The organism is Agromyces aureus (genome assembly GCF_001660485.1).
Classification (GTDB): domain Bacteria; phylum Actinomycetota; class Actinomycetes; order Actinomycetales; family Microbacteriaceae; genus Agromyces; species Agromyces aureus.
Window position 1 is genome coordinate 2679436 of record NZ_CP013979.1, and the last position, 12507, is coordinate 2691942.

At 64.5% G+C, this 12507-nt stretch carries 12 protein-coding genes; 3 read left to right on the forward strand and 9 right to left on the reverse strand.

What is annotated here, in order from left to right; translation table 11 throughout:
- Nucleotides 1–18 precede the first annotated feature (18 nt).
- The gene (locus ATC03_RS20300; protein WP_152030936.1) at nt 19–258 is read right to left on the reverse strand and encodes a hypothetical protein; all 240 of its coding nucleotides are present in this window, start codon (nt 256–258) and stop codon (nt 19–21) included.
- A 797-nt stretch (nt 259–1055) separates the two neighbouring features.
- On the opposite strand from ATC03_RS20300, the gene cmtR reads away from it, so the two are divergent.
- Together cmtR and ATC03_RS11970 are read left to right on the forward strand one after the other, a co-directional pair.
- Nucleotides 1056–1415, forward strand: coding sequence for a Cd(II)/Pb(II)-sensing metalloregulatory transcriptional regulator CmtR (gene cmtR, locus ATC03_RS19795; RefSeq protein ID WP_074401030.1), 360 nt, complete (start codon nt 1056–1058; stop codon nt 1413–1415).
- Nucleotides 1412–3385: a heavy metal translocating P-type ATPase gene (locus tag ATC03_RS11970; protein WP_084003457.1), complete on the forward strand. Its 1974-nt coding sequence runs from the start codon at nt 1412–1414 to the stop codon at nt 3383–3385. Before cmtR ends, ATC03_RS11970 begins: the two co-directional genes overlap by 4 nt.
- Before the next feature lie 508 nt (nt 3386–3893).
- Here the strand turns inward: ATC03_RS11970 and ATC03_RS11975 are convergent.
- The 8 genes from ATC03_RS11975 to lnt all read right to left on the reverse strand — a co-directional run bounded on the left by ATC03_RS11975 (nt 3894) and on the right by lnt (nt 11772).
- On the reverse strand, nt 3894–4862 hold the full coding sequence (locus ATC03_RS11975; protein WP_067877310.1) for a cytochrome c oxidase assembly protein: 969 nt from the start codon (nt 4860–4862) through the stop codon (nt 3894–3896).
- Nucleotides 4859–6742 carry a bifunctional copper resistance protein CopD/cytochrome c oxidase assembly protein gene (locus ATC03_RS11980; RefSeq protein WP_161490341.1) on the reverse strand — a complete coding sequence of 628 codons (1884 nt, stop codon included), beginning with the start codon at nt 6740–6742 and terminating at the stop codon, nt 4859–4861. Before ATC03_RS11980 ends, ATC03_RS11975 begins: the two co-directional genes overlap by 4 nt.
- Before the next feature lie 85 nt (nt 6743–6827).
- The gene (locus tag ATC03_RS11985; protein WP_067877316.1) at nt 6828–7568 is read right to left on the reverse strand and encodes a cytochrome c biogenesis CcdA family protein; all 741 of its coding nucleotides are present in this window, start codon (nt 7566–7568) and stop codon (nt 6828–6830) included.
- The gene (locus ATC03_RS11990; RefSeq protein ID WP_067877319.1) at nt 7565–8161 is read right to left on the reverse strand and encodes a TlpA family protein disulfide reductase; all 597 of its coding nucleotides are present in this window, start codon (nt 8159–8161) and stop codon (nt 7565–7567) included. Before ATC03_RS11990 ends, ATC03_RS11985 begins: the two co-directional genes overlap by 4 nt.
- Nucleotides 8158–8883: a DsbA family protein gene (locus tag ATC03_RS11995; RefSeq protein WP_084003458.1), complete on the reverse strand. Its 726-nt coding sequence runs from the start codon at nt 8881–8883 to the stop codon at nt 8158–8160. Before ATC03_RS11995 ends, ATC03_RS11990 begins: the two co-directional genes overlap by 4 nt.
- Nucleotides 8884–8896: 13 nt before the next feature.
- Entirely contained in the window at nt 8897–9673 is a 777-nt protein-coding gene (locus ATC03_RS12000; RefSeq protein ID WP_161490342.1) for a M23 family metallopeptidase, read from the reverse strand.
- Between the two features lie 163 nt (nt 9674–9836).
- Nucleotides 9837–10262 (reverse strand): hypothetical protein, encoded by a 426-nt coding sequence (locus ATC03_RS12005; protein ID WP_067877322.1) that lies wholly within the window; start codon nt 10260–10262, stop codon nt 9837–9839.
- A 58-nt stretch (nt 10263–10320) separates the two neighbouring features.
- Entirely contained in the window at nt 10321–11772 is a 1452-nt protein-coding gene (lnt, locus tag ATC03_RS12010; protein ID WP_232338865.1) for an apolipoprotein N-acyltransferase, read from the reverse strand.
- Between the two features lie 344 nt (nt 11773–12116).
- Between lnt and ATC03_RS12015 the strand changes: the two genes are divergently transcribed.
- Nucleotides 12117–12506: an ArsR/SmtB family transcription factor gene (locus tag ATC03_RS12015; protein ID WP_055858231.1), complete on the forward strand. Its 390-nt coding sequence runs from the start codon at nt 12117–12119 to the stop codon at nt 12504–12506.
- Nucleotide 12507: the final 1 nt, after the last annotated feature.

Sequence of the window (12507 nt, forward strand, 5' to 3'; positions counted from 1 at the left end):
CGATGGCAGATGGTCCACTCACGCGACGGAACCCGATCGCGCGCACATGCGGTGCGCAGGGGCAAGGAAGACGCCAAGCTGGGCAAGGGCCGCAGCTTCGACGTCGGTGCCAGCCCTGGAAGGAGTACGTCGATCCGGACCGCGCTGGTCGGGCTTCGGAGTGAACGGGTCGCACGGGTCTGCCGTCAGATCGAAGTCAGACGGGCTCGCTGCGGGAGCCCCCGGCAGCTGGATCTCGTCGTTGGTCGGATCGGTCATACCCATTCTCCCGGTTCGCCTCGTGTTCTGAGCAGGTTAGGCAGGTCAGATCTCGATCGAGAAGGGCTTGACTTCGCCGTCGACCCGATGCCGAATCGGGGACGCCCCAGCGAGTGCCGGTGGAACGGCGGCAACTGCACGATCAGGCTCGGCACATGCGCCGCTCTGGCAGAGTGCGGTGAGCGCTCGAGGGCACCCACTCCCCCGGAATCACGCCGATCCGCAGTGCTGAGCACCTCTGAGCGCAACGATTCCGGCTGTCTCTCGTTGTTCGTCGAGCCGTTTTCGACCACGCCGCCGTAAACAGAAAAGTCCCGGCGAGAAATCGCTTCTCACCGGGACTTTTTCACTCGGTCGGGCTGACAGGATTTGAACCTGCGACCCCTTGGAGGTTCCAGCCCGTTTCGGGATGCCTCCGGATGTCTCGGAAAATCGCGGATTCCCTCGTGATGACAGGGAACCGGATGGTTCGCTACGTCCGATTCTACCCGGTCGATTTTGAACGCTTCCGGATGAAAGAGGTGAGTGAATGGTGAGCTCGAACCGCAACGGTCAAGTGCCGCGATTCGGCCCATCGTCCGCGGCGTCGGTCGTACAAGCGTGATGCGCATGACGCACCCCAACCGGCAGCGGTATCGGGCAGGGTAAACGGACAATTCGACCCCACGACTCCCCCACCTTCTTTCGAATGACCAATCGCCCGCACGAACCGACCGGCTTTCGGGCGGCGGCAGCATGTGATTGACGGCAGGAGCTGGACGACGACAGTAGTACAGCAATCGCTGTATAGTCATCGCATGCTGACTATTGCTCCGCGTGTTGATGTGATGAATCGGTTGGGTCGGGCGATGGCAGATCCAACGCGTTCGAAGATTCTGTTGAGTTTGCTGATAGAGCCGGGGTATCCGGCGCAGTTGGCGCGTGATCTCGAGCTCACGCGGAGCAATGTGTCGAATCATCTCAGTTGCCTGCGCGGTTGTGGGATCGTGGTGGCGATTCCCGAGGGGCGCGCCACTCGGTACGAGATTGCTGATCCGCACCTCACACGTGCGTTGACATCGCTGCTGGACGTGGTTCTTGCCGTTGATGACGGCGTGCCGTGCGCTGATGACAGCTGTGAGATTCCTTTTTGCTGCGGCACGGGAGTCAACCCATGAGCCGCGAGTGCTGCGGCCCCGACGATGCCCCAGTCAGTATCACCCTTCGGGCCGGGGTGCCCGAGGATCCACCTATCGCCGCGCTGGTCGATGATCATGACGAGCACGGCGAAGAGCATGAGGAGTTGATTTCGTGGTGGCGTGATCCTGCGCTCCTGCTACCGGTGATCTCCGGTGTGCTGCTCGCTGTCGGGTTCGGGCTCGAGTGGTCAGGTGTGGGATGGCCGGCCACGGTGGTTCAGGCGGGCAGCCTGCTTGCGGGTGCGGCGACGTTCGTGCCTGGCGCGGTCAGGCGTCTGCTTCGCGGCAAGCTTGGCGTTGGCCTTCTGATGACGATCGCTGCCGTCGGCGCGGTGCTTCTTGGTCATGTGGGCGAAGCGGCTGCTCTTGCGTTCCTGTTCTCGATCGCTGAAGCTCTGGAGGACCGGGCGATGGATCGGGCCCGGCACGGGCTGCGTTCACTGCTCTCGCTGATCCCGGAGACGGCGCGGCTGTCTCGCCTCTCTGGCGAGGTCACGGTCCCGGCCGCGGAGATCCGTGAACTTGACATCCTCGTGGTGCGTGCAGGCGAACGCGTCGCGACAGACGGAGTCGTCGTGATGGGTCGCAGCAGCATCGACACATCGGCGGTGACCGGTGAGTCGATCCCCATCGAGGTTGCGCCCGGGGATCCGGTTCCTGCTGGTTCGATCAATGGTGCCGGCACGATCCAAGTCGAGGCGACCGCAGATGGCCGTGACAATTCGTTGACCACGATCGTCCGGCTGGTTGAGGAAGCGCAGGCGAAGAAGGGCGAGCGGGCCCGGCTGGCGGATCGCATCGCGCGCCCGCTGGTCCCGATTGTTCTGATCGTGGCAGCTCTGATCATCGGGTTCGGGTTCCTGATCGGCGACCCGGGCCTGTGGACGGAACGTGCACTGGTCGTGCTCGTCGCGGCTTCCCCGTGTGCTCTGGCGATCGCGGTGCCCGTGACGGTGATCTCGGCGATTGGTGCGGCGAGCCGGTTCGGCGTCATCATCAAGTCCGGTGCCGCGTTCGAGCAGCTCGGCGCGATCCGCATTGTCGCGTTCGACAAGACTGGCACCCTGACTCGTAACCAGCCCGAGGTCGTCGACATCGACACGTTGAACCTGGACCGTGACGAGGTCGTGAGGTTCGCTGCGGCCCTCGAGGCGAACAGCACCCACCCGCTTGCGTCCGCGATCCTGGCCGCCGCACCCGCGCACCCGACCGCATCGGAGGTGACCGAGGACGCCGGCCACGGTCTCACCGGCAAAGTCAACGGCAGCACCGTGCGAGTTGGCAGCACCAGGTGGCTGGACGCTGGCGTCCTGGCCGAGCGCGCGCACGCGATGGAAGCCGACGGCATGACCGTCGTGGTCGTCGACGTCGACGGGAGCACTGTTGGCGTGATCGGAATCCGTGACGAGCTCAAGCCCGAAGCCGCCGACACGATCCGTCAGCTCGAGGCGGCCAGGATCGGCAGTGTCATGCTCACCGGCGATAACACCCGCACCGCGAAGGCGCTCGGCGCCCAAGTCGGCATCAGCGACATCCGCGCCGAGTTGCGACCCCAGGACAAGGCAGCCGCGATCCAAGCCCTCTCCTCCGTCAAGCCCACGGCCATGATCGGTGACGGCATCAACGACGCGCCCGCTCTCGCCGCAGCGGACGCAGGCATTGCCATGGGAGCGACCGGTTCCGCGGCCGCGGTCGAATCCGCGGATGTCGCGTTCACCGGCACAGACCTGCGGCTGATCCCGCAAGCCCTCGCGCATGCCCGCCGCGGCCGGCGCATCATGACCGGCAATATCGTGCTCTCGCTCGCGATCATCATCGTGCTCTTCCCCCTAGCCCTGTTCGGCGTGCTCGGGCTCGCCGGGGTGGTCCTCGTACACGAGATCGCTGAAGTCTTCGTGATCCTCAATGGCGTCCGCGCCGCTCGCCGGAGGGCTCTCCCCGCAGCATGAAATAGCATCAGGTTCCAGATCGGCGTCCTCAGCGCGATCCTCGTTTCCGGCGCGCGATCACCGCACTCGCACTCAGCCAGCCCGGCGCAACCACGCCTGAGAGCAGTAGCAGCGGCAACTCGGTGGCCGTCGCAGTCATCGCGGAGAACAGCCACCGGCTGGACGTCGCAGACAACGGCACCGTGGCGTTCACGGAGTTCCTGATTTCGAATGCGAGGTGTGCGGCGCGGTGTACCCGTTTGTCGAAGGGCTCCGCGAGGAGTATGCCGGCGACGTGACGCGGCGATCGCCGTTGAGACTGCAGCGCAGCAGGGCGAGTTCGGACCGGGTCTCAAAGGCAGACCTATTCCGGTAGTTCGGTGAAGAGATCGGCCTCGATATATGGCCGGCTACGACGCGATTGTGGCCGACCCATCCATCGAAGCACGGGTTCAGTACGACGACGATGCGACCGCGCTCGGCGCCCCAGGCGCCCCGACGATCTTCATCGACGACGGCCTCGTTCCGCTCACCTCTCCGTGCGGTTGTGCGCGTTGAGACGCTGCAAGTAGCGGTTATACGCCTCGAGTTCTGGGTCACCGGTGCGGTCGATACGGAAGTCCCTGGCTCGAGCGAGGCGAGTATCGTCCCGATACCAGCGGGCAAGAAGGACGAGGGCCAACGCCAGCGTTGGGGCTTCACCGTATGACCATGCGAGTGCGCCCGCGATGCTCTGGTCGGCCACGGGGTCGATGGCCCAGGAAGGGGGCGGTGAAGCGAAGTACGGTACCAGTGGCGTGATGGCCATCATGACGATCACGCCGAAGAACGCGTGCAACGGCATTTCCGAGAAGAGGTCGACGAGCCGGCCGAGATGGGATTGCCGCTTGGGAAGCGGGTCCGAGGAGATGAGCGGGACGGTGAACAGGATGCCCGCCGCCAGGAACGACAGCTCAAGCCCGAGATGTCCGAGCCAGGTGTTCAGCAGAACGTTCGCAATGTTGCTGAGGTAGATGCCGTAGAACGCGAACAGGAACAGCGGAATCATGAAGCCGGGATGGAGCACGAACCGCGAAACTCGTGACTGCAGGCCGGCTATCGCAATCCGAAGCAGCAGCCGGCCGACGCCATGATGCGGGGTGGCTCGGAGCAGCAGCGTTCCCGGCGAGCCGAGCACGAGAAGCGGCGGGATAGCCATCATCAGCGTGAGTTGCTGGAACATGAACACAGAGAACAGTTCGTATCCATATCCTTCCAGCCTGGTTCCCGTGGTCGCTGCGATGAGCAGGCAACCGATGAGAAACAGCCCGCCTCGCCAAACGGGCCACGGCCGTTTGAGCATCCGTAGCCGGATCCAGCCGCAGATGTACGCGCCAGCAAGGAGGGCCGCGAGCAGCGGAAGCACCGGGACCGGCTGCAGGTCGACTATCAGGAATTGCTCGAGGCTCGGCGGTTCCTCTGGAATCGACACGGGTCCGCTCACATCACCGCGGATCATCGGTGTCTGTCTCGAGATGATGTGGCCGGTACGGGGGCGCCGGAATGACCGTCCCAACCCGGAATCGTTCCGGGTCGGTTGTGGAACTGCTCCCGATCGGCGTGGGTCCACTGGTAGCCCAGGATTGCCGTGAGGATCAGGGCCGGAAGCGTCACGACAGCCCACAAGGTGACGCCTGCGGCTTGTTGCGCTGAGAGTGGGTCGACTTCCCAGCCTTCGGCAATGATCCCATACCAGCTCGGCAGGAGCAGGTCGTTCCGAGTCAGCAGGGTCAGACCGAAGATGGTCAGGAAGACCAAAGCGACGAGCAAAGCCATCAAACGGAGCGGGTAGGGGCTGCCCCGACCATCCTGCCCTGTTTCGAGGATCGATTGGCAGAAGAGGATGCCGACGATTAGGAATTGCGCGGTCGCCCATTGCTGACCGACGGGATCCTCCAGGACCCACCTGAGAACGGTCGGGGTGTACAACAGGATCATCGAGCAGGCGAACAGGGCGACGGTCGCGATCGGGTGGGTGGCCACGGCGGCCACGCGGGACTGCACCACGAGGACGGCCCACTCCCGCACGCCGCGGCTGCCGTCACTCCGTGGTCGCGCCGCTCGGAGGAGCAATGAGGTCGGTGCACTGAGGACGAGAAGCAGAGGCACCGTCAGAATGAGCACACCCTGGCTGACCGTTTGAGCTGTGATCAGATACGGGGAGTACACGTTCGGGGCGCCGCTCGTGACGTAGTACAGCAACGCCATCCCAACGACCCAGCTCGCGCTGCGCCAGGTTGGCCATGGTTGTCCTCGTCGTCTGAGCTGGACCACCGCGCGGATGTATGCGGCTGTGCCGAGACCAGCGACGAGGAGCCAGACCGGGTCGAGCGACCAGGCGTCCAACACGCGGAGCGGACTGAAAGGGAGCGGGAGATCCTGACCTGTGAGGCGCTGAGATGGGGTGTTCGCGATCTGCTCCACAACCGGTGGCGATGTCCGGGAGAGGACCGTGGCAAGCCCGGATGCGACCCCCATGATCGCAAGCTCGACAATGACGAGTCGCCAGATCCGAGACCGAACTGATGAAGGCCTGGCTGGCTTGGTAAGCAGGCGGGTCCGGTAGTAGGCGCCCAAGACGCCGAGCGCCAACAGGAGAACGACCTTGGCTGAGAGCAGGCGTCCCCAATCGGTCGTGAGCATCTGCTCCGGAGATTGCAGCCGCAACGCCGCCCCGACCGTGCCGGCGGTGGTGAGGACGATGAAGCTGACGAGCGCGATGCTGGAGTACCGAGTCAGCGCGTTCGACGCCTGAGGCTCCGGAACTCGCCGGTGCGTGAGGACGAGGGCGAGGAGCCCGCCGATCCAAGCAGCGCTGGCCGCGACGTGGAGCCACAGCGCGCTGGCCGCAGCGGTGTGGCTGCCAGCGCCCGCCGCATGTCCCTGCAACGACACTGGCACCATGGCTGCGAACGCGGCGATCATGACGAACGCCACGGCAGTTTGGTTGCGAACAGCGAAGCACAACAACGTCAGCGCAGAAGCGGTCAGAACCGTGGCCAGCCAGGCTCGGCCGAGTTCGATCTGCGTCAGAAATTGACCCAGACTCGGTCCGAAGAGTTCAGGGGGCACCGTCCCAGCGACGCTGAGGAAGGTCAGCACGGTAGCTGCCGCGGCGCTCACCGTCCAAACGAGGGCGCCGCAAGCGCTGACGTCGAGCGCGTACCCGTATCCGGGTGATGCTCTCGGGAGGATCAGGGTCGCCAGCAGCAGCCCGCCGATCGTTGTCGCGGTCGCGAGGTTGGTGAGCCCCTTCATGACGGGCAACCCGTACTCGATGATGGGCGTGACTTCGAAGACCGGGGCGGGTCCAGTGGTCGTCGCGAGCACCCCGATCACGCATGCGGCGACCATTGCCGCTATGCCGAGCGAGGGGACAATGAACAGCGCCCTGCTCGATGGAGCTGGTATTCGTGTGCGAGGGCTAGATCGGGAGGACGACACCGCCAATCACCGCCTGCAACTGGTACAGCCAGGTACTCCACACTCCGGTGAGCATGAGCACGCCGATCAGGATCAGCAACAAGCCGCCGGCGAGGTTCACGCTGCGGAGGTGGGCGCGGATCACCATGACCGCGGTCGATGCCCACGAAAATCCGAGGGCGAGGAAGAGGAACGGCAGGCCGAGGCCAAGGCAATAGACCAGACCGAGGAGTGCGCCGCGCAACGCGGACCCGCCGTCAAGACTCAAGGCAGCAATTGCAGTGAGCGTCGGACCCATGCATGGCGTCCAGCCCAGCCCGAACACCACGCCGAGGATCGGAGCGCCAACGATCCCCCGGGACTGTGCCTGCTGCGGCTTGATGATGCGTTGGAAGAATCGGATCCGGCCGGTGAAGACCAGCCCCATCAGGATGATGATGATGCCGAGGGCCCGGGTGATCAGGTCCTGCCAGGCGATCAGTACTGAACCGAGGACGCCGAAAATGGCTCCGTACGCAACGAAGACCATTCCGAACCCGGCGATGAACAACACCGTGCCTGCCACCAAACGCTTGGAACCCTGAGCGGGGTGTGCGATTCCCCCGATGAACCCGAGGTAGCCGGGGACAAGCGGGAGCACGCACGGCGACGCGAACGAGATCAGACCTGCCGCTAGGGCGATCGGGATCGCCAGTATCAGTTCACCCGTCAGTACAACGGTGAACACGCTGTCGGGGATCATGGTGTCTCCGAGAGCACAGTGTTGATGAGCGCCTCGAGGATTGATGGGCTTGTCACCCTGCCGAGCACGCGGGCTGCCACCCGGTGCTCGGCATCCAGGACCAATGTGGTGGGCACGGCGTTGGGTGCGATGACTCCGCTAAATGCGAGCAGCGCCGCACCACCGTCAGCATCGATGATCGATGGGTATGTCACCCCGTAGGTTTCGGCGAAGGCACGAGCTGTCGCGACCTGGTCACGAATGTTCACGCCGATGAACTGGACCCCGTCCGGTTCGAACTGCTCGGACAGTGTTTGAAGGTCTGGAGCCTCTTTCCGGCACGGGGCGCAGCCCGCATACCAGAAGTTCACCACGAGAGGTTGTCCGTCGAAGTCCGTAGAACTGAGCTGGGCGCCGGCATCCGAGATGCCATCGAACTCCACCGTCTGGCCGCGCTCAGCCATGGGAACCTCGGTGATCGTGCCGTTGCCCGCGATGAAGTTCTTCCCGCTTCCTTCCCGGTACTGCGTGGCCACATCATTGGACGAACACCCGCTGAGCAGGAGCACGCCGAGGAACGTGGCGGCGAGCCGGGATCGAATCCGGCCGGTCATCTTCCGAGGGCGGCGTCGATCGCCGAGGTGAGGTCGTCCGCCGATCGCAGCTCGAGCAGTTCGCCGTTCAAAAAGAGGGTCGGGGTGCCGCTGACGCCCAGTGCGGTGCCGTCGGTCTGGTCGGAAAGCACCCGCTCCTCGGTTGTCGGGTCGGCGACGTCGGCGTCGTACTGGTCGAGGTCCAGGCCGAGCTCGTCGGCGTACTGACGGAAGACGTCGGCCTTCGAGTCTTGTTGTTCAGCCCACTGAGTCTGGGTCTCGAAGAGCTTCATGTACATCTCCTCGAACTTGTCTTGACGCCCCGCCGCTTCCGCCGCGATCGCCGCGTTGAGGGCGTTCTGGTGGCTCGGGATCGGGAAGTACCGGGCCACGAACGTAACCTCGCCGGCATACTTCTGCCGGAGTGACTCGATGAAGGGGAACGCTGCCCCGCAGGCCTCACACTCGAAGTCGAGGAACTCGACGAGGGTGACATCGGTCGCGCCGGGCTCGCCGAGAATGTGGCTGTCCTCGCGAATCACCTCATTTGGTGCGGTGGTGCTGTTCGCGTTGGGATCGGACGACGTGGGGCGGGTGACGAGGAAGATGATCACTACGACCAGGAGGAACGCGAACACGGCGCCGACATTGATCCAGAGGACCCTCCTGGTTCTGGCCTTTTCGACGGTGCCGGTGGGAGTCGCCGGGCGGGTGGCCTTGCTGGGGTTGCGCGGTGCGGTCATGATGTCTCCAATTTCAGCCGACCATCTCGGTCAGCCAGGCGTACGGGTCGATGGGGTCGGTCCCGTCCTCCCAAATCTCAAGGTGCAGGTGAGGTCCGGTGCTCTGACCGGTATTGCCGACTTCGCCGATCTTCTGACCGACCGCGATGATGTCCCCTTCGGTCACCTCGAGCGACCCGAATTGCATGTGCGCATACAAGCTGACGTATTTTCGGCCGGCCACGACATGCTCCACTTGAACTGAGACACCGAATCCCGAGTCGGATTCCTCCGCGGCGATGACGGTTCCCGCGGCGATGGCATCGATCGGTGTGCCTTCGCCCGGGGTCATGTCCAAGCCTTGATGGAAGGTGGAGCACCCGCCGCACGGCGCTTCTCGTGGCCCGTACCTGTCGGTCAGTGGTACGCCGACGGGGAATGGCCACTGAATGGGAGAGTTCCCATCGTTGATGAACGTTGCCGCGGTCCTCATGTTCGCCGCAGCGCGCAGTTCCTCCCCGGAAACCGCCGTGTAGGTCTCATTGGAGAGCGCCTGCAGGGTCGCATCGGGCGGTACCGAAATCGATTGCGTATCTCCGCGCCCCGACGCTGCGGCGACGTAGGCGTCCGCGGAGAGCGGGCCGACTACCGCAATCGGCATGGCGGAGGTCGCGAGAAGCAGGGCTGCGGTTATTCGCGCCAGGATCGCTGGTCGGGCATGGCGCGTGGGGCGTGGCGGGGTGTTGGAGGGCTGGGTGGAAGGCTCGACCGGGACCGCGGTCGTCGGTGGTCGCCGCTCGGGCTTTCCCATGGCCTGTCGTCGGGTTAGCTGGTTCGACTGAGGTGGTATTTGGTTCATCGGGTCTCTCTGCAACAAGCCGTGTCGGCCTGGCGGGCATGGAGGCACAAGGAGTCCTGCGGCGGCGACGCGGCGCTCGGTGGGCGCCGCGAAACCGTGAGAACTCGGCGTGCTTCTAGACCCGGCTGATGCAGAGAGCCGTCAGGGTCGGTGCTGGCGTCCACGCGGGCGTAGACAACACCCTGCTGAGAGGCGTGGCGATGAGAGCGGCAGCCGCCGCGATGCTCGGTGGGCGTCGCAGCCGGAGGAGCACCATGAGCAAGGCGGTGACGCATCCCAGCCCGATGGAAATGCACAGTGCGAGGGAATCACCGATCGGGACCGCGTCCCGCTCGGTGGGCGTCGCCGTTGGGAGATCATCGGCGGAGTCCGCCTGGAGCGCGACCTCGATGCTGGCCGTGTTGAGCGTCCCGGTGGCCGCGTGACTGGACTCGTACGAGTGTGCGAGGAGCATTGCGAGGGCAGTGCCGATGATCAGGAGGACGGCAATCAGCGCGAGATGGAGACGCTGCGGTGGCAGTGGCGTCTCAATGCGACTCATGGGGTAGTACCTCGAGGACAGGGCTGATCAGGACAGCACGAAGATAGCAGACTGACCACTAAGCCTTCTGATCCGGCCATCCTCGATGATGAGCACGGGGCGCTGATGGGGCGGTCCGGGCGGCCAAGGCCACCATGAGCCCAGCGAGCCCCAGCCCGGAGACGAACCATTCGATCTGCCTCCCCGCGATGACGGCAGGGGTGACCGTGTCTGAGAGCGGGACCTCCGTGACGATGGCGCCGGGAACCCATGTGGGCAGTTCGGACTTCAAGGAACCGTCCGGTGCGATGATGGCACTCGTTCCGACGGTGGAGATGTTGATGACGCTCCGGGCGGTCTCCAGCGCCCGCATGCGAGCTATCGCAAGCTGCTGAACGCTCTCATCAGTCCGGCCGAAGTCAGCGTTATTTGTTTGGGCGAGGATCACTTGAGCGCCCGCCTGGATCATTTCTGTGATGAGGCGGTCGTCAGCGATGTCGAAGCAGATCGATACCCCGGCCGCTACACCGCCGATATCGAAGACGTTCTCGCGTGTCCCGATCGAGTAGTCCCGAGTGACGAGGTCGATGAGTTCAGGCGCGAATGGTCGCCAGAACGCACGGTCAGGCATGTACTCGGCAAAGGGAACGGGGTGAGCTTTGTCGTACCAATCGGTGATGCCTTTGCCGGGCTCCCAGAGCAGGGATGTGTTGAAGAACTCGTCGCCACGCGCGGTGATCGTACCGACGACCAGCGGTGCGTTGAGATCTTGGGAAAGCTGTTCGAGAAGCCGTGCTGATTGTGGTGAACGCAGCGGGTCGAGATCGGAGCTGTTCTCGGGCCAGACGACGACATCGACTGCGTCAGGCTCCAGGAGAGGCGTCGCCGCGCGATGGGCACGCAACAGCTCGCCCGGTCGATTCTCGGCGAAAAGACCGGCATCAGCACCGCCTTGGACCGCCGCAACCCGGAGCGTGGCGTTCGCTGTCGTAGGCCATCCGGGGATTGCGAGGAGGACTACGACGGCAGCAGCGATGACGAACGACGCCGTTCGGAACGGAACTTGCGGGTAGCGAAGCAGCTGCACGGACAGTGCGGCCAACCACGCCACAACGAAACTCACGCCGGCGGCGCCGATCCACGGGAGGAGGTCATCCAAGCCCCCGCTGGCTTGCGAGATCGACAAGCGACCCCACGCGAACCCCCCATACGGCCACACCGCGGCAACCCCCTCGCGTGCAGTCCAAACCCCAGCAACCGCCACCGGAATCAGCCCGAACCTACCTACGAGGGTTGGCCAAATCACGCTGCCGCGGGTGAGGAGAACGGCAATGAGCCCTGCGCTCAAGGCAAACAGCGCCGTCTCAAGCCCAGCCAAGGCGATCCACGGCAGGGGGCCGAGGTACAACGTGAGCCACTCCACATGGAGGAGCCAGAACGCACCCCCACCGGCGATTCCGATGAGGACGCCTCCGCCGAAACCGCGGCCAAGCAAACTTGCGAACAGTGCGCCCACGGCGACGGGCGCCATCCACCACCATCCGCGATCTGGGAACGCAGTATCGAGGAGAGCGCCGGCGGCCACCGCCACTGGGAGCGCAACCCAGAGCGGCATTCGGCTGGAACCCACGCTTCCCGGATGATTCACGGTCCGCAGCATAGGCGGCCGAAGCTGTCAGCACGCCGCACATGACAATGCCGCGGAGGAGATCAGGTGGACTCGCTGTTCCGTCACCAAACTGTCGCGGCGAGGACCAAGGGCTGGCGCGCAGCGACTGGGCAACACGACCTTGACGCCGCGCTCAGTTGCATCCGATTGACGTGAGTCTGCTGATTAGCAAGTTTGCTGACGCCTAATAACGCTAATATCGCCGTATGACGATGAATCGTGAGGTCGCGCGCTCCGGGCTTGCACCGGCCACTCTTCTGTTTCGTGCCCTCGGCGATCCCAATCGGCTACTCATCCTGCAGCACCTGCTCTCCGGTGAGCACACCGTGCGAGAGTTGACGGAGCATCTCCGTCTCGCTCAGAGCACCGTCAGCGCTCACCTGGCTTGCCTGCACGACTGCGGGCTGGTCTCCTCTCAGCCTCGTGGGCGCTCGACGATCTGGTCACTCACGGCTGAGAGCGATCTGTTGGCGCTCCTTGCTGCGGCAGAGCGGCTCCTCGAGGCCACCGGGTACGCCGTGGTGCTGTGCCCAACCTGCGGGGCCAACGCGCACGACGTGCGCGGTGAGCTGTCCCTCGTCAGCGCGGAAGGCTAGC